General features: G+C 70.3%; 22 protein-coding genes and 1 pseudogene. 20 read left to right on the top strand and 3 right to left on the bottom strand.

Annotated elements, in window-relative coordinates:
• Positions 1-9 precede the first annotated feature (9 nt).
• Positions 10-855 carry a RecB family exonuclease gene (locus tag PSQ21_RS04920; RefSeq protein WP_337961666.1) on the bottom strand — a complete coding sequence of 282 codons (846 nt, stop codon included), beginning with the start codon at positions 853-855 and terminating at the stop codon, positions 10-12.
• A gap of 177 nt (positions 856-1032) precedes the next feature.
• Here PSQ21_RS04920 and PSQ21_RS04915 point away from each other — a divergent pair, with 177 nt between their 5' ends.
• The 3 genes from PSQ21_RS04915 (at position 1033) to PSQ21_RS04905 (ending at position 4072) form a co-directional block, all read left to right on the top strand.
• Entirely contained in the window at positions 1033-2283 is a 1251-nt protein-coding gene (locus PSQ21_RS04915) for a site-2 protease family protein (RefSeq protein WP_274029174.1), read from the top strand.
• An 89-nt stretch (positions 2284-2372) separates the two neighbouring features.
• Complete coding sequence (locus PSQ21_RS04910) at positions 2373-3290, top strand: tRNA (adenine-N1)-methyltransferase (RefSeq protein ID WP_265602514.1); 918 nt, start codon at positions 2373-2375, stop codon at positions 3288-3290.
• Between the two features lie 200 nt (positions 3291-3490).
• On the top strand, positions 3491-4072 hold the full coding sequence (locus PSQ21_RS04905; protein WP_274029173.1) for a hypothetical protein: 582 nt from the start codon (positions 3491-3493) through the stop codon (positions 4070-4072).
• Positions 4073-4123: 51 nt separating this feature from the next.
• On the opposite strand, the gene PSQ21_RS04900 is transcribed toward PSQ21_RS04905, so the two are convergent.
• On the bottom strand, positions 4124-4435 hold the full coding sequence (locus PSQ21_RS04900) for a ferredoxin (protein WP_047175828.1): 312 nt from the start codon (positions 4433-4435) through the stop codon (positions 4124-4126).
• A 240-nt stretch (positions 4436-4675) separates the two neighbouring features.
• Here PSQ21_RS04900 and arc point away from each other — a divergent pair, with 240 nt between their 5' ends.
• The 6 genes and pseudogenes from arc (at position 4676) to prcA (ending at position 10548) form a co-directional block, all read left to right on the top strand.
• Positions 4676-6442, top strand: a complete 1767-nt coding sequence (arc, locus tag PSQ21_RS04895; RefSeq protein ID WP_274029172.1) for a proteasome ATPase — start codon at positions 4676-4678, stop codon at positions 6440-6442.
• 234 nt (positions 6443-6676) lie between these two features.
• Positions 6677-8188 (top strand): depupylase/deamidase Dop, encoded by a 1512-nt coding sequence (gene dop, locus PSQ21_RS04890; RefSeq protein WP_274029171.1) that lies wholly within the window; start codon positions 6677-6679, stop codon positions 8186-8188.
• 130 nt (positions 8189-8318) lie between these two features.
• Positions 8319-8537: a ubiquitin-like protein Pup gene (locus PSQ21_RS04885; protein WP_003970166.1), complete on the top strand. Its 219-nt coding sequence runs from the start codon at positions 8319-8321 to the stop codon at positions 8535-8537.
• A 171-nt stretch (positions 8538-8708) separates the two neighbouring features.
• A pseudogene (locus PSQ21_RS04880) lies at positions 8709-8892 on the top strand (endonuclease domain-containing protein); the annotation flags it as partial.
• Positions 8844-9689 (top strand): proteasome subunit beta, encoded by an 846-nt coding sequence (gene prcB, locus PSQ21_RS04875; RefSeq protein ID WP_274029170.1) that lies wholly within the window; start codon positions 8844-8846, stop codon positions 9687-9689. The pseudogene PSQ21_RS04880 and the gene prcB, both read left to right, overlap by 49 nt.
• Before the next feature lie 55 nt (positions 9690-9744).
• Entirely contained in the window at positions 9745-10548 is an 804-nt protein-coding gene (gene prcA, locus PSQ21_RS04870; RefSeq protein WP_274029169.1) for a proteasome subunit alpha, read from the top strand.
• Positions 10549-10585: 37 nt separating this feature from the next.
• Here prcA and PSQ21_RS04865 read toward each other — a convergent pair whose 3' ends face one another.
• Positions 10586-11620: a LacI family DNA-binding transcriptional regulator gene (locus PSQ21_RS04865; RefSeq protein WP_274029168.1), complete on the bottom strand. Its 1035-nt coding sequence runs from the start codon at positions 11618-11620 to the stop codon at positions 10586-10588.
• A gap of 122 nt (positions 11621-11742) precedes the next feature.
• Here PSQ21_RS04865 and PSQ21_RS04860 point away from each other — a divergent pair, with 122 nt between their 5' ends.
• The 11 genes from PSQ21_RS04860 (at position 11743) to PSQ21_RS04810 (ending at position 21060) form a co-directional block, all read left to right on the top strand.
• Complete coding sequence (locus PSQ21_RS04860) at positions 11743-13002, top strand: MFS transporter (RefSeq protein ID WP_274029167.1); 1260 nt, start codon at positions 11743-11745, stop codon at positions 13000-13002.
• Between the two features lie 9 nt (positions 13003-13011).
• The gene (gene pafA, locus PSQ21_RS04855) at positions 13012-14373 is read left to right on the top strand and encodes a Pup--protein ligase (protein ID WP_274029166.1); all 1362 of its coding nucleotides are present in this window, start codon (positions 13012-13014) and stop codon (positions 14371-14373) included.
• A 219-nt stretch (positions 14374-14592) separates the two neighbouring features.
• Positions 14593-15531 carry an FKBP-type peptidyl-prolyl cis-trans isomerase gene (locus tag PSQ21_RS04850; RefSeq protein ID WP_274029165.1) on the top strand — a complete coding sequence of 313 codons (939 nt, stop codon included), beginning with the start codon at positions 14593-14595 and terminating at the stop codon, positions 15529-15531.
• Positions 15532-15575: 44 nt separating this feature from the next.
• Complete coding sequence (locus tag PSQ21_RS04845) at positions 15576-15947, top strand: FKBP-type peptidyl-prolyl cis-trans isomerase (protein ID WP_274029164.1); 372 nt, start codon at positions 15576-15578, stop codon at positions 15945-15947.
• Between the two features lie 162 nt (positions 15948-16109).
• On the top strand, positions 16110-17063 hold the full coding sequence (locus PSQ21_RS04840; protein WP_274029163.1) for a helix-turn-helix transcriptional regulator: 954 nt from the start codon (positions 16110-16112) through the stop codon (positions 17061-17063).
• 19 nt (positions 17064-17082) lie between these two features.
• Positions 17083-18039: a helix-turn-helix transcriptional regulator gene (locus PSQ21_RS04835; protein ID WP_097866983.1), complete on the top strand. Its 957-nt coding sequence runs from the start codon at positions 17083-17085 to the stop codon at positions 18037-18039.
• A 22-nt stretch (positions 18040-18061) separates the two neighbouring features.
• Entirely contained in the window at positions 18062-18373 is a 312-nt protein-coding gene (locus PSQ21_RS04830) for a hypothetical protein (protein ID WP_274029162.1), read from the top strand.
• A gap of 51 nt (positions 18374-18424) precedes the next feature.
• Positions 18425-18622, top strand: coding sequence for a hypothetical protein (locus tag PSQ21_RS04825; protein ID WP_097866982.1), 198 nt, complete (start codon positions 18425-18427; stop codon positions 18620-18622).
• A gap of 213 nt (positions 18623-18835) precedes the next feature.
• Positions 18836-19132: a Sec-independent protein translocase subunit TatA gene (tatA, locus tag PSQ21_RS04820; RefSeq protein WP_274029161.1), complete on the top strand. Its 297-nt coding sequence runs from the start codon at positions 18836-18838 to the stop codon at positions 19130-19132.
• Between the two features lie 49 nt (positions 19133-19181).
• Positions 19182-20147, top strand: a complete 966-nt coding sequence (tatC, locus tag PSQ21_RS04815; protein WP_274029160.1) for a twin-arginine translocase subunit TatC — start codon at positions 19182-19184, stop codon at positions 20145-20147.
• Positions 20148-20166: 19 nt separating this feature from the next.
• Complete coding sequence (locus PSQ21_RS04810) at positions 20167-21060, top strand: YegS/Rv2252/BmrU family lipid kinase (protein ID WP_274029159.1); 894 nt, start codon at positions 20167-20169, stop codon at positions 21058-21060.
• Positions 21061-21090 lie beyond the last annotated feature (30 nt).

Genomic DNA, 21090 nt, shown 5'->3' with positions numbered 1-21090 from the left:
AGGAACTCCTTAAGGGCCCTCAAGGGCCACGGCACGGCCGGCCTCGGCCCGGACCGGTCCCATTCTGCCCTGGCCATCCTCACCCGAATCGGCAGGGCGTACCGACAGCGGATACACCGGGGGAGTCCCGCCGAATTCCGGACACACCGCCTGGTGGTCGCACCAGCCGCACAGCTTCGTCGGCCGGGGACGCCAGTCACCGGTCTCCGTCGCCAGCGAGATCGCGTCCCACAGCGCCAGCAGCTTGCGCTCCACCCGCTCCAGGTCGGCCACCACCGGGTCGTACGTCAGCACGTCCCCGCTGCCCAGGTAGACCAGCTGGAGGCGGCGCGGCACCACGCCCTTCAGCCGCCAGATCACCAGCGCGTAGAACGTCATCTGGAACAGCGGACCATCGGCGTACTCCGGACGCGGCGCCTTCCCCGTCTTGTAGTCGACGATCCGGACCTCGCCGCTCGGCGCGACGTCCACCCGGTCGATCACCCCGCGCAGCCGCAGCCCCGACTCCAGCTCCGTCTCGACGAACAGCTCACGCTCCGCCGGCTCCAGGCGCGTCGGGTCCTCCAGCGAGAACCACCGGTCCACCAACCGCTCCGCCTCACCCAGCCAGCGCGTCAGACGCTCGCCCTCGGTGTCGTCGGCGAACAGCCCGGTCAGCTCCGGCCTCGACTCCAGCAGCCGGTCCCACTGGCCGGGAATCAGCGCCCGCGCCCGCGGCGCCGTCCGGTCGGCCGCGGGAGCGTCGAAGAGCCGCTCCAGCACCGCATGGACCAGCGTGCCGCGGGTAGCCGCCTCGCTGGGCTTCTCCGGCAGCTTGTCGATGACCCGGAAGCGGTAGAGCAAGGGACACTGCATGAAATCGCTCGCCCGCGACGGCGACAGGGACGAAGGCGGCTGGGGCGGCCGCGGCACGGAAGTCATGTCTGAAGACCCTACGGCCCGCCACTGACAGCGAGCGGCATACCATCGACGGCAGACCCTCGCACACTGCATGATCGTGGCAAACGCCACTCACCGAACCGAAGGGACCCCGTGGACGACAGCGGCGACAGCGGGCGGCCGCAGCCCGGCGCAGGGGGAACGGCCCCCGGCGCCGATCCCGACAACGGCCAGCCGAAACGCCCCGCCGAGCCCGGCGGCGGCCTGCTCATGGGCCGGCCCTTCGGCGTGCCCGTCTACGTCGCCCCCAGCTGGTTCGTCGTCGCCGCGCTGATCACCTGGGTGTTCGGCGGCCAGCTCGACCGCGTGCTGCCCGAGCTGGGCGCCGCCCGCTACCTCGTCGCCCTGTTCTTCGCCATCGCCTTCTACGCCTCCGTACTCGTCCACGAACTGGCCCACACGGTCGCCGCACTGCGCTACAAACTCCCGGTCCGCCGTATCCAGCTCCAGTTCTTCGGCGGGGTCTCGGAGATCGAGAAGGAGAGCGAGACGCCCGGCCGCGAGTTCGTCCTCGCCTTCGTCGGACCGCTCCTGTCCCTGGTCCTCGGCGGTGTCTTCTACGGCGCGATGCAGCTCGTCGAGCCCGGCACGGTCCCCGGCGTCCTGGTCGCGGGCCTGATGATCTCCAACCTCATCGTGGCCGCGTTCAACCTGCTGCCCGGCCTGCCCCTGGACGGCGGCCGGATGCTCCGCGCGGTCGTCTGGAAGATCACCGGCAAGCCCATGAGCGGCACCATCGCCGCCGCCTGGGTCGGCCGCGGGCTCGCCGTCGTCGTCCTCGTCGGACTGCCGCTGCTCACCCACACCGGAGCCCTGGGCGGCACCGCCCAGGACATCGGCGGGGTCGAGACCGTCATGGACGCGCTCCTCGCCGCGATCCTCGCGGGCATCATCTGGACCGGCGCCGGGAACAGCCTGCGCATGGCCCGCCTCCGTGAGCACCTGCCCGACCTCCGGGCCCGCACCCTCACCCGCCGCGCCGTCCCCGTCGAGTCCGCCACCCCGCTCTCCGAAGCGCTGCGCCGGGCCAACGAGGCGGGCGCCCGCGCCCTGGTCGTCGTCGACGGGCAGGGCAACCCCAAGGGCGTCGTCCGCGAGGCCGCCATCGTCGGCGTCCCCGAACACCGCCGGCCCTGGGTCGCCGTCAGCGGCCTCGCCCAGGACCTCACCGACGGCATGAAGGTCCCCGCGGAACTGGCCGGCGAAGCCCTCCTGGACCGGCTCAAGGCCACGCCCGCCACCGAATACCTGGTCGTCGAGGAGACCGGCGAGATCTACGGAGTCCTCTCCACCGCCGACGTGGAGCGCGCCTTCGTCAAGGCCATGGCCCGCCCCGGCGCCTGAGCCCCGTGTCCCGAGCGTGCCGGCTCGCGGTCCCGCCACCGCGGCGGCCGGGCGGTCGGAGGGCCCCGAATCACCGGTAGGCTGGTCACATGTCTGAACCGACCGGTGCCGCCCGCCGACGTGGGCCCTTCAAGGTCGGGGACCAGGTACAGCTCACCGACCCCAAGGGCCGCCACTACACCTTCACGCTCGAAGCCGGAAAGAACTTCCACACCCACAAGGGTTCTTTCCCGCACGACGAGCTGATCGGTGCTCCCGAGGGCAGTGTTGTCCGCACCACGGGGAACGTCGCCTATCTCGCGCTGCGCCCCCTGCTCCCCGACTACGTCCTGTCCATGCCCCGCGGCGCCGCCGTGGTCTACCCCAAGGACGCCGGCCAGATCCTGGCCTTCGCCGACATCTTCCCCGGCGCCCGCGTCGTGGAGGCCGGGGTCGGATCCGGCTCGCTCAGCACCTTCCTGCTGCGCGCCATCGGCGAGCAGGGCATGCTGCACTCCTACGAGCGCCGCGAGGACTTCGCCGAGATCGCCCAGCAGAACGTCGAGCGCTACTTCGGCTCCCCGCACCCGGCCTGGCAGCTGACCGTCGGCGACCTCCAGGACAACCTCTCCGACACCGACGTCGACCGCGTCGTGCTGGACATGCTCGCCCCCTGGGAGTGCCTGGAGGCCGTCTCCAAGGCCCTGGTCCCCGGCGGCATCCTCTGCGCCTACGTCGCCACCACCACCCAGCTCTCGCGCACCGTCGAGTCCATCCGCGAGATCGGCTGCTTCGCCGAACCGCAGCCCTGGGAGTCGATGATCCGCAACTGGCACGTCGAGGGCCTCGCCGTCCGCCCCGACCACCGGATGATCGGCCACACCGGCTTCCTGGTCACCGCCCGCCGCCTCGCGGACGGCGTCGAGCCCCCGCTGCGCCGCCGCCGCCCGTCCAAGGGCGCCTACGGCGACGACTACGACGGACCCGGCAGCCAGAGCCGTGGAGGCCCCGCCGCCGACCGCGGCTGATCCGTCCAACGCACCGGCGCCGCCGCGCGGTTCCCCGACCGACCGGGGAACTGCGCGGCGGCGCCTTTTCGTTGGGACCCTCATTCGTCGAGACCCCGCCGTTCCGCCCGGGTGTGAGGTGTGGCACGATGCGGCCAACCCCTCGGGGGTGTTCCCCACCCCCTCACCGGGCTTCCAGGAACCATCAGGAGACATACCGCGTGCAGACCCCCGCGCTCCCGGATCTCGCCCACACCGCCGCCAAGCCGGTGCACTGGCTCGCCACGGCCGCGGCGATGGCCGGCGTCGTCGCGCTCGCCGGGCTGCTCCAGCCCCGTACGGCCACCGCGACCGCCACGGCACCCGAGCAGCGGACCACCACGCGGCACGGCGCCCCCGCGCCCGCCCCTGATCCGGCCGCCGTGGAGTTCCCGCTGGAGTGCGGCGGCGTCGGCACGACCGTCGCGAAGAAGGTCTCCGGGGACCTCGACGGCGACGGGCGGCCGGAAACCGTCGCCGTGGTGCACTGCGCCGCCGGATCCGGGACCCCGCCGGGCGGCATCTACGTCCTGACACAGAGCGGCGGGGCCACCCCCCGGGTCGTGGCGACCCTGGTGGACCCCGCTGACAGGAAGACGGTCGGGGACCTCGCCGTACGCGACGGCCTCGTCTCGGCGACCCTCTTCGGCTACTCCTCGCTCGACGTGCCCCGCTGCTGCCCCGACCAGGAGGAACAGGCCTCCTGGCGATGGCAGGGGAAGGCGTTCGTCCGCGCCTCCGGCGACCTCGCGCGCAGCGTCTGAGCGCGCGCCGCGGAACTCCGTCCCGGACCGGGCCGCGAGGCCCCGCACCGACTAGTCCGCGTCGGGCCCGTACACCTCCACGCTGTCCTTGACGCGCCGCACGTGGATGCAGTCCCCGGGGCACTCCTTGGCCGAGTCGACGACGTCCTGGAGGAGGGGCAGCGGCACCGGGGTGGTCGCCCCAGGGGTCTGCAGGAGTTCGTCGTCGCCGCTCTTCACGTATGCCAGGCCGTCGATGTCCAGCTCGAAGACATCGGGGGCGTACTGCACACAGATGCCGTCGCCCGTACAGAGGTCCTGGTCGATCCAGACCTCCAGGTCCTGCGTGTCACTGTCGCCCGGCGAGTCCTGCTGCACGGTCATGTGTCCTGCCGTTCCTGCGTATCTGAACCAATTGGAGCCAGCCCTGACGGGTGTTGAACAGTTCGACGATACAACCGGCGGCTTTCCGGTGCCGAAGGGTGGGTATTCCCTTGACGTGAGGGAGAGCGCAAGGGTGAAGATCGGACACGCCCCGCAGTCTTTGTGATCTAGGGGTTTCAATCACCACCCACCCAGGTAGGGTCAGGAAGCGTCCAGCTCCCCATGGAGGAGGTGAGGACCGTGGCAGCCCACGACGACGACATCAACCGCGGCATCCGGCCCGCGCGAGGGTCAGAGGACCCAGCCGGCCAGGTTGCCTATCTCGAGCAGGAAATCGCCGTCCTGCGACGTAAGCTCGCCGACTCTCCGCGTCACTCGAGGATTCTCGAAGAGCGGATCGTCGAGTTGCAGACGAACCTGGCGGGCGTGTCCGCACAGAACGAGCGGCTCGCCAACACGCTCCGTGAGGCGCGCGACCAGATCGTGGCCCTCAAGGAGGAGGTCGACCGGCTCGCGCAGCCGCCGGCCGGCTTCGGCGTCTTCCTGCAGGCCAACGAGGACGGCACCTGTGACATCTTCACCGGGGGCCGCAAGCTCCGGGTGAACGTCAGCCCCAGTGTCGAGCTCGAGGAGCTCCGGCGTGGCCAGGAGGTCATGCTCAACGAAGCGCTCAACGTGGTCGAGGCCATGCAGTTCGAGCGCGCCGGGGACATCGTCACCCTCAAGGAGATCCTCGAGGACGGCGAGCGCGCCCTGGTCGTCGGGCACACCGACGAGGAGAGGGTGGTGCGGCTCGCCGAGCCGCTGCTGGACACCACCATCCGCTCCGGCGACGCCCTGCTCCTGGACTCCAGGTCGGGTTACGTCTACGAGGTGGTCCCCAAGAGCGAGGTCGAGGAGCTCGTCCTCGAAGAGGTCCCGGACATCGACTACGACAAGATCGGCGGCCTGGGCGACCAGATCGAGCTGATCCGCGACGCGGTCGAGCTTCCGTACCTGCACCCCGACCTCTTCAAGGAGCACGAGCTCCGCCCGCCGAAGGGCATCCTGCTCTACGGTCCGCCCGGCTGCGGCAAGACGCTCATCGCCAAGGCCGTCGCCAATTCGCTCGCCAAGAAGGTCGCCGAGGTCACCGGGCAGCCCGCGGGGAAGAGCTACTTCCTCAATATCAAGGGCCCCGAGCTCCTCAACAAGTACGTCGGCGAGACCGAGCGGCACATCCGCCTGGTCTTCCAGCGTGCGAGGGAGAAGGCGAGCGAGGGCACCCCCGTCATCGTCTTCTTCGACGAGATGGAGTCCCTCTTCCGCACCCGCGGCAGCGGCGTCAGCTCGGACGTGGAGAACACCATCGTCCCGCAGCTGCTCGCCGAGATCGACGGGGTGGAGGGCCTGGAGAACGTCATCGTCATCGGCGCCTCCAACCGCGAGGACATGATCGACCCCGCCATCCTGCGCCCGGGCCGCCTCGATGTGAAGATCAAGATCGAGCGTCCGGACGCCGAGGCGGCGAAGGACATCTTCGCGAAGTACCTCACCCCGGGGCTCCCGCTGCACGCGGACGATCTGGCCGAGCACACCGGCTCCCGGCCGGCCGCTGCCCACGCCATGATCCAGTCCGTCGTGGAGCGGATGTACACGGAGTCCGAGGAGAACCGCTTCCTCGAGGTCACGTACGCCAACGGCGACAAGGAAGTCCTGTACTTCAAGGACTTCAACTCCGGCGCGATGATTCAGAACATCGTCGACCGGGCAAAGAAGATGGCCATCAAGGCATTCCTGGAACAGGGCCAGAAAGGGCTGCGGGTCGCTCACCTCCTGCAGGCCTGCGTGGACGAGTTCAAGGAGAACGAGGACCTGCCGAACACGACCAATCCGGACGACTGGGCCAGGATTTCCGGTAAGAAGGGTGAGCGGATCGTCTTCATCCGCACACTCGTCACCGGAAAGCAGGGCGCGGACACCGGACGCTCCATCGATACGGTGGCCAACACCGGCCAGTACCTGTAATACGCGGACCGGCTGCGGAAGCCCCCAGGGGCCTCCGCAGCCGGTTTCATTACCCCGTTCCGGCCGTGCCGGAGCAATGTCGTGATTGATCTCCCCGCCGGCGCAGAGGCGCTCTAGGCTCTGCGGTACCGCCGAGTCGCGCAGTGCGGTGACGGGCACCGCATACGCACCGGACACAGCAGCGGTACTTGAGCGTCGTTCCCGGAGGGGCCGACGCCGGGCAAGGAGGGCCGCATGACCGTACGGCGAGTAATGGGCATCGAGACGGAGTACGGGATCTCCGTCCCCGGCCACCCCAACGCCAATGCCATGCTCACCTCGTCCCAGATCGTCAACGCCTACGCGGCGGCGATGCACCGGGCGCGACGCGCCCGCTGGGACTTCGAGGAGGAGAACCCGCTGCGTGACGCGCGAGGCTTCGACCTCGCCCGGGAGACCGCCGACTCCAGTCAGCTCACCGACGAGGACATCGGCCTGGCCAATGTCATCCTCACCAACGGCGCCCGGCTGTACGTCGACCACGCGCACCCCGAATACAGCTCCCCGGAGATCACCAATCCGCGCGACGCGGTGCTCTGGGACAAGGCCGGCGAACGGGTCATGGCGGAGGCCGCCGAGCGGGCGGCCGCGATCCCCGGCGCGCAGCCGATCCACCTCTACAAGAACAACACCGACAACAAGGGCGCCTCCTACGGCACGCACGAGAACTACCTCATGCGGCGGGAGACGCCGTTCTCGGACATCGTGCGCCACCTGACGCCGTTCTTCGTTTCGCGCCAGGTCGTCACGGGTGCGGGCCGGGTCGGCATCGGCCAGGACGGCAACGAGCACGGCTTCCAGATCAGCCAGCGCGCCGACTACTTCGAGGTCGAGGTCGGCCTGGAGACCACGCTCAAGCGCCCCATCATCAACACCCGGGACGAGCCGCACTCCGACGCCGAGAAGTATCGCCGGCTCCATGTGATCATCGGTGACGCCAACCTCTCGGAGATCTCCACCTACCTCAAGCTCGGCACCACGTCCCTGGTGCTGGCCATGATCGAGGACGCCTTCATCAACGTCGACCTCGCGGTCGACCAGCCCGTGCGCACCCTGCACCAGGTCTCCCACGACCCGGACCTCCGGCAGCTGATCACGCTCCGCAGCGGCCGGACGCTCACCGCGGTCCAGCTCCAGATGGAGTACTTCGAGCTGGCCCGCAAGTACGTCGACGAGCGGTACGGCGCGGACGCCGACGAGCAGACCAAGGACATCCTGACCCGCTGGGAGGACACCCTCAATCGGCTGGAGACCGATCCGATGAGCCTGGCGGGCGAGCTGGACTGGATCGCCAAGCGGGAGCTCATGGAGGGCTACCGCCGCCGCGACGCGCTGGACTGGGACGCGCCCCGGCTGCATCTGGTGGATCTCCAGTACGCGGACGTACGGCCCGACAAGGGCCTCTACAACCGCCTGGCGGCCCGCGGGAAGATGAAGCGCCTGCTGAACGAGGACGAGGTCGCCAGGGCCCGTACGAAGCCCCCGGAGGACACCAGGGCCTACTTCCGCGGGCGGTGCCTGGAGCAGTACGCCGACGACGTGGCGGCGGCCTCGTGGGACTCGGTGATCTTCGACCTGCCGGACCGCGACTCCCTGCAGCGGGTGCCCACCCTGGAACCGCTGCGCGGCACGAAGGAGCACGTCAAGGGGCTGCTGGACCGCTGCCGGACGGCGGAGGAGCTGGTCCGCGTGCTGTCGGGCGGCTGAAAGGCCTCCGGGCTGGGAATCAATCATCCGAGGCGCGGGCGTTGCCTCAACCACCGGGTCAAATGTCGGACCCCGTGGGTAGGGTCTGATCAAGAGCTTCGATTGCTTCGAACCGAGCGGGGTGAGCTACATGGCGACCAAGGACACCGGCGGCGGACAGCAGAAGGCGACACGTTCCACCGAGGAGGTCGAGGAGCAGGCGCAGGACGCGCAGGCGTCCGAGGACCTCGCGGAGCGCCAGGAGAAGCTGAGCGACGACGTCGACTCGGTCCTGGACGAGATCGACGACGTCCTCGAAGAGAATGCCGAGGATTTCGTCCGATCCTTCGTTCAAAAGGGTGGACAGTAGTTCACCAGTGTGAACATTCGGAGGTGTTCCGGGTGCTCACGCGAACACCCGCGCAGATTTTGAGGGGTGAAAGGGGTGACGGCGTTCGCCGCGGCGGGCGCCGTCACCCCGCCCACCGACCCGGGGCCGGCTCCCGGTCCCGCCGGATTGGTGCGGATAACCCACTCCGAACATGTGGATCACTCCCGCCGGGCGGGTAGGGTCCGTGGCGTACGTACTTGCTTCAACTGCAATTCGGCCATCGGCAAGTTGGGGGATGATCCTGACTCTCTTGCGCAGGGCCATCGCATACGTGGAGGGAAACGCGTGGAAGCCAACACTCGTAGCACCGGGCGTCTACCAGCTGCCTTCCTGACGCCGGGTTCGTCCTCGTTCATGGACTTCCTGTCCGACCAGTCGCCCGAGATGCTCCCGGGCAACCGGAGCCTGCCGCCGCTCCAGGGGGCCATCGAGGCGCCGCACGGGACGACCATCGTCTCGGCGTCCTTCCCCGGTGGTGTGGTCCTGGCCGGCGACCGGCGCGCCACCATGGGCAACATGATCGCCTCGCGCGACATGCAGAAGGTCTTCCCCGCCGACGAGTACTCCGCGGTGGGCATCGCCGGCACCGCCGGCCTGGCCGTGGAGATGGTCAAGCTGTTCCAGCTGGAGCTGGAGCACTTCGAGAAGGTCGAGGGAGCCCAGCTCTCCCTGGAGGGCAAGGCCAACCGCCTCTCCACCATGATCCGCAGCAACCTCGCCATGGCCATGCAGGGCCTCGCCGTGGTGCCCCTCTTCGCGGGTTACGACGTCGACCGCGAGAAGGGCCGCATCTTCTCCTACGACGTCACCGGCGGCCGCACCGAGGAGAGCGGTTACGCGGCCACCGGCTCCGGGTCGATCTTCGCCCGCAACGCGATGAAGAAGCTCTACCGCGAGGACCTGACGGAGGAGCAGGCCCTCACCCTGGTCGTGCAGGCGCTGTACGACGCGGCGGACGACGACTCGGCGACCGGCGGCCCGGACGTGGCGCGCCGCATCTTCCCGATCGTCACCGTCATCACCGACGAAGGCTTCCGGAGGCTGACCGACCAGGAGTCCTCCGAGATCGCGCGCTCCATCCTGGAACGCCGACTCGAGCAGCCCGACGGCCCGCGCGCCGCGCTGCTCTGATCCGGACCTCCAGCCTCAGACGCACTCGTCACTGACAGAAAGGGACGGATAGCCGGTGTCGACGCCGTTCTATGTCTCACCCCAGCAGGCCATGGCCGACCGGGCGGAATACGCCCGCAAGGGCATCGCCCGTGGTCGCAGCCTTGTTGTGCTGCAGTATGCCGACGGCATTGTGTTCGTCGGCGAGAACCCGTCCCGCGCACTGCACAAGTTCAGCGAGATCTATGACCGGATCGGCTTCGCCGCCGCCGGCAAGTACAACGAGTACGAGAACCTCCGCATCGGCGGTGTGCGCTACGCCGATCTGCGCGGATACACCTACGACCGGGACGATGTGACGGCCCGTGGGCTGGCCAACGTCTACGCCCAGACGCTCGGCACCATCTTCTCCAGCGCTGCCGAGAAGCCGTACGAGGTGGAACTGGTGGTCGCCGAGGTCGGCAGCGCGGCCGAGGGCGACCAGATCTACCGGCTGCCGCACGACGGCTCGATCGTGGACGAGCACGGCTCGGTCGCGGTCGGCGGCAACTCCGAGCAGATCAGCAGCTTCCTCGACCAGCGCCACCGCGACGGCATGACCCTCGCCGAGGCGCTCAAGCTGGCCGTCCAGGCGCTCTCGCGCGAGCCCGGCGGCGGCGAGCGGGAGATCCCGGCGGAGCGCCTGGAGGTCGCGGTCCTGGACCGCACCCGCCCCCAGCAGCGCAAGTTCAAGCGGATCGTCGGTCGTCAGCTGGCCCGGCTGCTGGACACGGAAGCCGCCGGCAGCACGCCGACGGACGCCCCGTCCGACACCGAGGACACCGACAGCACGGACAGCACCGACACCGCCCCCGGCTCGGCGGAGGAGACGGACAAGTAGACGAGCGGCGCCCCCGGGTCCCGGCCCGGGGGCGCCGTCATGCCCGGCCTGCGGGCGGCGGCGCCGTGGAGCCGCGTACGACGAGCCGGACCGGCAGACCGTCCTGCTGGACGGGACGGCCGTCCAGCACCGTGAGCAGGGCCTCCATGCCCCTCTCCCCGACCTGCTCCGCCGGCAACCGCACCGTGGTCAGCTCCGGCTCCAGCGCGGTGGCCAGGGCGAGGTCGTCGAACCCGGTGACCGACAGCTCCTCCGGCACCCGCAGCCCGAGCCTGCGGGCCGCCTTGCACGCGCCGGCGGCCAGAATGTCGTCGTCGCAGACGATCGCGGTGGGCCGGTCCCCGGGGACGGACAGGGCCTGTTCCGCCGCCTCGCGCCCCGCCCGTACGTCCAGCGGGGCGCGCACCGTGCGCACCGTCGCGTCCCCCGCCGTTCCCAGCACGTCGCGCAGCGCCTCGGCGCGCACCGCGAACGTCCAGGTGTCCACGGCGGACGCCAGATGCAGGAAGCGGCGGTGGCCGAGCCCCAGCAGATGATCCGTCACCTGTCGCATCCCGTCCGCGATGTCCAGGTTCACATGGGCGGCGGGCCCGGGGTCCGATGGATCGCTGTCCAGCATCACCAGCGGCAGATCCGCCCCGTGCAGCGCGCCCAGAGCGTCGGCGGCCATCGAGGACGCGATGACCCCGTCGAGCGCGGCGCGGGCGGAGGCGAACGGGTCCCGGGCCGGGCCCGTGCCGTCCGGCGAGGGGTAGAGCACCACGCCGAAGTCGTGCTCGGCGGCGAGCGCCGCAGCCCCGGCGTACACCCGTGCGAAGAACTCGTTGGTGAGCGCGGGAACCACCAGCAGCGCGGTCCTGGTGCGGCCGAGCCGGAGACTGCGGGCCGCCAGATTGGGCCGGTAGCCGATCTCCGCCGCGGTGTCCCGGACCCGCTGGGCCGTGGTCTCCGACACCCTGCCCGGCCACTTCTCGCCGAGCACCAGGGAGACCGTCGCCTGGGAGACGCCCGCCGCACGGGCCACGTCGCGGCTGGTGGGCCGGGCGGGGACGGGCTGCTGCGCGCTGGTCACTCGTGCCTCCGTGCGGGATGTCCGTAACGCCGCGAGGTGGACCCGCGAACTGCGCACATGGTACGTATGAGCCTCGACGTTATACGTAACACCTCGGGGTGCCGGGGTGGAGAGGGGCGGACATGGCCGCGGGATATCTGGAGATCCTCCGGGCGCGGCACGCCGCCCGGCTGCTGACGGGCACCCTGGTGGGGCGGCTGCCCAACGGCACCGCGCACATCGCGATCGTGCTGTTCACCCGGGCGGAGGGCGGCAGCTACACGCTGGCCGGCGCGCTCGCCGCCGCCTACGGACTGGCCACCGCCGTCGGGCAGCCGCTGCTCGGCCGAGCGGTCGACCTGTACGGGCAGCCGCGTGTCCAGCTGCCGGCCGCCGCGCTCTCCGCGCTCGGAATGGCTCTGCTGGCCCTCACCGGCCTCGGCTCGCTCCCGCTGGCCTACCTCGCCGTCGTCGTCGCCGGGGTCGCCACACCGCCGCTGGAGGGCGGTCTGCGGGCCCTGTGGCCCAGCGTTCTCAAGGGGGAGGGGCAGGTGCACCGGGCCTACGCCCTGGACGCCGTGGCGCAGGAGATCATGTTCACCGTCGGCCCGCTCCTGGTGACGCTGCTCGTCTCGCTCTGGTCCCCGGCCGCCGCGCTGCTCGTCATCAACGCCATCGGCGTCCTCGGCGCCCTCTCGGTCGTCCTGTCCGAGCCCTCGCGCACCTGGCGCTCCGCTCCCCGTGAGGCCCACTGGCTGGGCGCCCTGCGCTCGCCCGGACTCCTCGCCCTGCTCGGCGCGTTCTTCTTCGTCGGGCTCGCCCTCGGCTCCATCACGGTGGCCGGGGTGGCGTACGCCGACGACCACGGCAGGGAATCGGTGTACGGGTGGCTGATGGCCGCGCTCGGGCTCGGCGCGCTGATCGGAGGACTCGGCTACGGGGCGCGGCAGTGGGCCGGCGCCCCCGAGAAGCGGCTGCGGGTCATCGTCGGGCTGCTGGCGCTGGGCTATCTGCCGTTGACCCTCACCCCCTCGGTGCCCGTCATGACCGCCCTCGCCGCTCTCGCCGGAGTGTTTCTCGCACCGGCCATCGCCTGCTCCTTCATCGTGGTCGACCGGCATGCCCCGCGCGGCACGGTGACCGAGGCGTTCTCCTGGCTCGTCACCACGTTCGGCGTAGGCGCGGCAGCCGGCACGGCCGTCGCGGGGCCGGCCGTCGAACTCGGCTCGACCGCCTGGAGCTTCGCCGTCGCGGGGGCCGGGGGAGCGGCCGCCCTGGTGGTCCTGCTGGCCACCGGGAAGGTCCTCGGGGGCGCCTCCCGTACGCCCGCCGTCGTGACGGGTTCGGAAAATGATCGAAACGGTGCCGTCGAACCCGGTTTCAGCTCAGGCCATAAGGCGTAATGTTCAGTCATGGACCGCCGCATTTTCGGGCTGGAGAACGAGTACGGCGTCACGTGCACGTTCAGGGGACAGCGCCGACTGTCACCTGACGAAGTGGCGCGCTACCTCTTCCGCCGTGTTGTGTCATGGGGCCGCAGCAGCAATGTCTTTCTGCGGAACGGCGCCCGCCTCTACCTCGACGTGGGATCGCATCCGGAATATGCAACCCCCGAATGCGACAATGTGACCGAACTGGTCACGCACGACAAGGCGGGCGAGCGCATTCTCGAAGGCCTGCTCGTCGACGCCGAACGCCGCCTGCACGAGGAGGGAATCGCGGGCGACGTCTATCTCTTCAAGAACAACACCGACTCTGCGGGAAACTCCTACGGCTGCCACGAGAACTACCTCGTCGCCCGCCACGGAGAATTCTCCCGGCTCGCGGACATCCTCATTCCGTTCCTCGTCACCAGGCAGCTGATCTGCGGTGCGGGCAAGGTGCTCCAGACTCCGCGCGGCGCGGTCTACTGCGTCAGCCAGCGCGCCGAGCACATCTGGGAGGGCGTCAGCTCCGCGACCACCCGCTCCCGGCCGATCATCAACACCCGCGACGAACCCCATGCCGACGCCGAGCGGTACCGTCGCCTCCACGTCATCGTGGGCGACTCGAACATGTCCGAGACCACCATGCTGCTCAAGGTCGGCGCCACCGACCTGGTGCTCCGCATGATCGAGGCGGGCACGGTGATGCGCGACCTGACCCTGGAGAACCCGATCCGGGCGATCCGCGAGGTCAGCCACGACATCACGGGGCAGCGCAAGGTGCGCCTGGCCAGCGGCCGGGAGGCCTCGGCCATCGAGGTCCAGCGGGAGTACTACGAGAAGGCCGTGGACTTCGTCGAGCGCCGGGGCATCCGCACCGGCACCGTCGACCAGGTCCTGGAGCTGTGGGGCCGCACCCTGGACGCGGTCGAGGCCGAGGACCTCGACCGGATCGACACCGAGATCGACTGGGTCATGAAGTACAAGCTCATCGAGCGGTACCGGGCCAAGCACAACATGACCATGTCGAATCCGCGGGTCGCCCAGATAGACCTCGCCTACCACGACATCCACCGCCGCCGAGGCCTCTTCTACCTCCTGGAGCGCAAGGGGCAGACCGCCCGCATCTGCAACGACCTGAAGATCTTCGAGGGCAAGTCGGTGCCCCCGCAGACCACCAGGGCGCGGTTGCGCGGTGACTTCATCCGCAGGGCCCAGGAACAGCGGAGGGACTTCACCGTCGACTGGGTCCACCTCAAGCTCAACGACCAGGCGCAGCGCACGGTGTTGTGCAAGGACCCGTTCCGTTCCGTGGACGAGCGGGTGGAGAAGCTGATCGCCGGCATGTGAGCCGACGTCACCGCGTCACGGCCCCGGCCCCCGGACCCACCGGTCCTGGGGTCCGGGGCCGTCCGCGTGCCAGAGGGGGCCGCACACCGGACGTATGAGGATGTTCCGACAATGCCGGAAGGTGCGGCAGTCGTCGTCGTGCGCCCGCCAGGGATGACGGAACAGCCCTTAGAGTGTTGCGGGACTGATTCACCGTGCCCCCTGAGATCTGAGGAACCAGTGCGCCGAATTGCCGGCCTTCTTCTCGCCCCCCTCCTGCTGCTGTCGGCAGTGGCGTGCGGCAGCGACGACAAGGCCTCCGACTCCGCCTCGTCCAAGAACGGCGTCCCCGCGATCACCGCGGGCGACAAGTTCGGCGAGAAGCCCACCCTGTCCAAGGGTGAGGGTGACCCGCCCAAGGAGCTGAAGACCGAAGTCATCAGCGCGGGGGACGGCGCGAAGCTCAAGAACGGCGACGCGATCCAGGTCAACTACCTCGGCCAGGCGTGGGACTCCACCAAGCCGTTCGACAACAGCTTCGACCGCAAGCAGCCCTTCGACCTGACGCTCGGCGCCGGAATGGTCATCCAGGGCTGGGACAAGGGCCTGGTCGGCCAGAAGGTCGGCAGCCGCGTCGAGCTGGTCATCCCGCCGGAGCTCGGCTACGGCGAGCAGGGCCAGGGGGACATCAAGCCCAACGCCACGCTCGTGTTCGTCGTCGACGTTCTGAAGGCCACCCAGATCCCGGCCTCCGCCAAGGGCGCCGAGGTCGCCCAGGACAACGCCGACCTGCCCAAGGTCGGCGTGAAGACCGACGGCAAGGCCCCGACGGTCACCATCCCCAAGGGCGACCCGCCGAAGAAGCTCGTCTCCAACTACGTCCTGGAGTCCGACGGCGAGGTCGTCAAGGAGTCCGACAGTGTCGTCGTGAACTACGTCGGCATGATCTGGAAGGGCGCCAAGGAGTTCGACAACACGTACACCACGGGCAAGACCCAGACCTTCCCGCTGTCCCAGGTCACCCTCAAGGGCCTCAAGAACGGCCTGGTCGACAAGAAGGTCGGCAGCCGGGTGCTGCTCGTCATCCCGCCGGACCAGGCCTTCGGCGACCAGCAGCAGCAGGCCATCCCGAAGAACTCCACCCTGGTCTTCGCCGTGGACATCCTCGCCAAGGTGTAAGACTGTCCCGGTTGTCCAGTTCATCATTTAGAGGAGCAGTTTCCGTGAGCATCGACAAGCCCGAGGTCGACTTCCCGGGTGGCGAGCCGCCGGCCGACCTGCAGATCAAGGACATCTGGGAGGGCGACGGCGCGGTGGCCCAGGCGGGCCAGACCGTCTCCGTCCACTACGTGGGCGTGTCCTTCTCCACCGGCGAGGAGTTCGACGCCTCCTGGAACCGCGGCACCCCGCTGCAGTTCCAGCTCGGTGCCGGCCAGGTCATCCCCGGCTGGGACCGGGGCGTGCAGGGCATGAAGGTCGGCGGCCGTCGCCAGCTGATCATCCCCGCGCACCTCGCCTACGGCGATCGCGGCGCCGGTGGCAAGATCGCCCCGGGCGAGACGCTGATCTTCGTCTGCGACCTCGTCGCGGTCTGATCCGTTCCGGTTGTGAGCGTGAGGGCCCCCGCCGCCCGGCGGGGGCCCTCACCGCTGCCCGGCCGGCCCGCCACCGCTCTTCGGTCAGCGGCCCGCCTTTTGGTCCCCACACCCCGGGGCGGTACGGTCGGCGGTCGTAGAGCAACAAGAGAAAGGGCGTCGATGGCGATTGCCAAGGCCGAGCGGTTGATGAACCTGGCGCTGTGCCTGCTGGGGACCCGGCGCCCCCTCAGCAAGCGCGAGCTCCGCGGATCCATCGAGGCCTACCTCGAAGCGGGCTCCGACGACTCCTTCAACCGGATGTTCGAGCGCGACAAGGACGATCTGCGCGAGCTCGGCCTCGTCATCGAGACCGTAGAGAACCTCGACGGGGACACCGGATACCTGGCCCGCCGCGACAGCAACCGGCTGCCCCCCATCACCCTGGACGCCGAGGAGGCCGCGGCCCTCGGTCTCGCCGCCAAGGTCTGGCAGCAGGCCCGCCTCGCCGGAGCCGCCAGCGGCGCCCTCCAGAAGCTGCGGGCCGCCGGGATGCCGGAGGCCGAGGACGCCTACGAGGTCCACAGCGCCCTGGAACCCCGCATCCCCGTCCACGAGGCCGCCTTCGAGCCCCTGATGCTGGCCTGCCGCGACCGCCGCCCCGTCACCTTCGACTACCGCAAGGCCAACTCCGCCCGCCCCGAGCAGCGCCAGGTCGAACCCTGGACCCTCGAATGCTGGCGCGGCCACTGGTACCTCGCCGGCTGGGACCGCGAGCGCGGCGCCGAACGCGTCTTCCGGCTCTCCCGCATCACCGGCAAGGTCCGCTCCCGCGCGGGGGTCTTCAGCGCCGAGGTGCCCGACGTGGTCACCGTCCGCGAGACCGTCGAGAGCTGGGCCGGCGAGACCGCGACCCGTACCGCCCGGATCAGGCTGCGCGCCGGAGCCGGCTACCCGCTCCGGTCGCGGGCGATAGCCGTGAGGGAACGCGGAGACGGCTGGGACGAGCTGGAGATCCCGTACGGCCACGGCCTCGACGCCTGGCTCGTCGAGTTCGGCCCGGACGTCGTCGTGGAGGAACCCGCCGATCTGCGGGCCGATGTGGTGGACCGGCTCCGCGCCGTGGCCAAGGACTAGGGACAGGGACAGGGAAACGATGGCCACGAACGCGATCGACCAGACCCGCCGGATGCTGTCCCTGGTGACGTATCTGCGCGAGCGCCCCGGCGCCCACGTCCAGGACGTGGCGCGGGCCTTCGGGATCACCGAGGACGAGCTGATCTCGGACCTCGACGTCCTGCCCATGTGCGGCACCAGCTTCCGCGGCGGCGACCTCCTCGACATCGACACCGACGGCGACCGGATCTGGTGGCACAACCCGGACGACGTCGCCGAGCCGCTCCGCCTCGCCGCGGACGAGGCCACCGCGCTGCTCGTCGCCGCCCGCGCGGTCGCCACCCTCCCCGGCCTGCGCGAGAGCGACCGGCTCGCCCTCGTCCGCGCGACCGCCAAGCTGGAGACGGCCGCGGGGGAGTCGGGGGCGGCCAGCTCCCGGCTCTCGGTGACCTTCGAGGCGGAGGGCGGCGTCTTCGCCGACGTCGACCGGGCCATCTCCGAGCGCCGCAGGCTCTGGCTGCGCTACTACTCGCCCGCCCGCGACGAACTCACCGAGCGCGAGGTCGACCCGATCCGGCTCTTCGCCGTCGGCCACACCTATATGGAGGGCTGGTGCCGGCTCTCCGAGGCCCGCCGGACCTTCCGGCTGGACCGGGTCGCCGAGATCCGCCTCCTCGACGCCCCCGCCGCCCCGCCCGAGCTGGAGCTGCGCGACCTGTCCGCGGGGCTGGTCCAGCCGGCCGCCGAGGACCCGGAAGTCGTCATCGAGGTCGGCACCGGCGGCCGCTGGGTCGCCGAGTACTACCCGCACGACTCCGCCGAGGAACTCCCCGACGGCGGCCTGCGGATCACCCTGCGCACCCCGGACCCGGCCTCCCTGCGCCGGCTCGCCCTGCGCCTCGGCGGCGACGGCCGCATCGTCACCCCGCCGCAACTCGCCGACAGCGCCCGCGAGGCCGCCCGCGAGGCACTCGCCGCCTACGAGGACGCGGTCTGAGTCCCGAGGAGGGGAGACAACGATGAACCGGACGCGCCTGTTTCCGGCCGCGGCGACCGGGTCCCGCCCGACGCCCCTGCCCGGCACGGGGCCCGTCCCCGTGCCCGTATCCGCCGCCGTACGCTTCCGGGCCGCCTGCCCCGACTGCCGCGGGCGCTTCGAGCTGGCCGCCGCGGCACTGCGCCTGGCGATCGGCGCCACCAGCCGCACCACCTTCTACACCTTCACCTGCCCCGAGTGCGGCGCCTCGGTCCGCAAGCCCGCCGGGGAGCGCATCATCGAACTGCTCACCGGCGGTGGCGTACGGACACTGCGCCTGCACACCGCCCTGTAGCACCCCGACCCCAGCGCCCGTTGGAAGCCCCGTAGGAAGAGGCACCGCCGAATGTTCTGGCCCATGCTCGCCATCGCCCTGGGATTCCTGGGCATCGCCGTGCTCGGTGTGCTCGGCGTCAAGGTCTTCGTCGAGGCCCAGCGTCTCGGCCGACAGGTGACGGTCACCACGGAGCGGATCAACCGGGCGTCGGAGGACCTCGAACGAGCGGCCACCCGCCTCGCGGCCACCGGCGAGGGCCTGCGATAGCGGCCCCGGGGCCTGATGTCCTTCGGCACCGGAGGGTACGCTGCAGGAGTCGGCCCAGGCAGGGAGGTGCGGGTCGCAAGCGGGAGTACGCACGGGCATTGCCTCGCGTTTACCCTTGCGGGTTACGATCGCTGCCAAGCGCAATGATCGGACGTATGCCCGGTCGAACGGCGAGCCCACCCTCCAGCCGCCTCAGTGAGAAGGAAGTCGCACATGATCGGCAATCTGAAGCCCCTCGAGATCGTTCTGATCATCGCTGTCATCCTGCTGCTCTTCGGCGCCAAGAAGCTTCCCGACATGGCGCGCTCGCTCGGCAAGTCGGCCCGCATCCTCAAGAGCGAGGCCAAGGCCATGAAGAAGGACGACGCGGCGACCACGGCGCCCACGACGGAGACCGTCGAGGACCCGACGCCCCCGCAGTCCACCACCGCGCGCACCATCCAGGCCGCGCCGGGAGACGTCACCAGCTCCCGTCCGGTCGGCGAGGCCAAGCCCACCACCCAGAGCTGACAGCTGACGCGCTCCGCCGACAGCCGCCGCACGAGACGAGGGAAGTGGGTTGCTCAAGTCTGCCCGCAAGCAGGAGAAGGACGACGAGGGGCGGATGCCTCTCCTCGATCACCTGCGTGAGCTGCGTAACCGGCTGCTGAAGGCCGTGCTGGCGATCGTCGTGGTGACGATCGTGGCAGCGTTCTTCCAGAAGGAGATCTACGACTTCCTTCTGCGCCCCCTTCTCGAATCCGTCGGGTGCAAGGACGGCGTGGTCGTCGCCGTCAACGGCAAACCCTGCGCGCTGCTGAAGACCAACACCCTGCTGGCGCCGTTCACCAACGCCCTCAAGGTCGCCCTGATGTCCGGCGTCCTGCTGGCCACCCCGGTCTGGCTGTACCAGCTGTGGGCCTTCGTGGCCCCCGGGCTGCACCAGGGCGAGAAGCGCTACGCCTACGCCTTCGCCGTCGTGGGCGCGCCCCTCTTCCTCTCCGGCGGCTACCTCGCGTACGCGATCCTGCCGCAGACCGCCGAGATCATGCTCGGGTTCAGCCCCGAGAACGTGCAGAACCAGATCGAGCTCGACAGCTATCTGGATCTGCTGGTCCGCATGGTGATCGTCTTCGGCATCGCCTTCGAACTGCCGCTGCTGCTCATCGCGCTGAACATGACCGGTGTCGTCACCGGCAAGCGGATGCTCGGCTGGTGGCGCGGGATGATCGTGGGCCTCACCGCCTTCGCGGCGATCGCGACCCCCGGCGGCGAACCGGTCTCCATGCTCCTTCTCGCCGGACCGCTCGCGCTGCTCTACTTCGTCGCCGTCGGCTTCTCCCTGCTGAACGACAAGCGGCGCAACCGCAACAACCCCGACGCCGAGCTCAGCGACGACGAGGCCTCGGATCTCGATCTGACGCCCGAGCCCGTCGGCAGCGTCGAGAACGTCTCCCGCTCCCGCCCCGCGCTTCCGGGGCAGGCGTCCGGCGAGGCGGACGGCCCCGGATCCCACCGGCTGAACGGTTACGACGACATCACCTGACCTTGTAAGGTCCGGAAGGGTGACCAGCGAGATCACCCTCTTCGTCAATCCCACCGCGGGACGCGGCCGGGGCGCGCACGCCGCGCAGCCGGCCGCTTCCGCGTTGCGGGACGCCGGATTCTCCGTCCGCACGGTGCTGGGCGAGGACGCCGACGACGCCCTGCGCCGGGCCCGCGAGGCCGTCACGGCCGGGACCGGGGCGCTGATAGCCGTGGGCGGGGACGGACTGATGTCCCTGGCCCTCCAGGCGGTCGCCGGGTCCGCCACCCCGCTCGGGGTCGTCGCCGTCGGCACGGGCAACGACTTCGCCCGAGCGCTGGGGCTGCCGATACGTGACCCGGCCGCCGCCGGACGGCTGGCCGCGCGGGCGCTCAAGGAGGGCGGCCACCGCGAGGTCGACCTCGGACGGGTCGGGGACCGCTGGTTCGGCTCCGTCCTCGCCTCCGGCTTCGACTCCCGGGTCAACGACCGGGTCAACCGGAGGCGCTCCGTCGGCGGCCGGTTCACGTACGACCTCGCGATCCTCGCGGAACTGGCCGCCTTCCGGCCGATCCCGTACCGGATCCGGCTCGACGGGGGAGAGGCCACCGAGATCGAGGCCACCCTCATCGCGGTCGGCAACGGAACCATGTACGGCGGGGGCATGCGGATCTGCGCCGACGCGGAGATGGACGACGGTCTTTTCGACGTCACCGTGGTGGGGCGGTGCACCCGCACCACGCTCCTCAAGGTCTTCCCGAGGGTCTACCAGGGCACGCATCTGGGCCACCCCGCCGTCACCGTGCACCGGGTCTCCTCGATCGAACTGGCGGCGGCCATGGTCACGGCGTACGCGGACGGTGAACCGCTGGGCGCGCTGCCGCTCACCGCCACCTGCGTACCGGGTGCCGTGCGGGTGCTCACCGGACGCTGAGCGGGGCCCGGACGAGGGATCGGCCAAGGG

Origin of the sequence: Streptomyces sp. MMBL 11-1 (genome assembly GCF_028622875.1) — a bacterium.
Lineage (GTDB): Bacteria > Actinomycetota > Actinomycetes > Streptomycetales > Streptomycetaceae > Streptomyces.
This window is presented reverse-complemented; position numbering and strand designations above follow the sequence as displayed.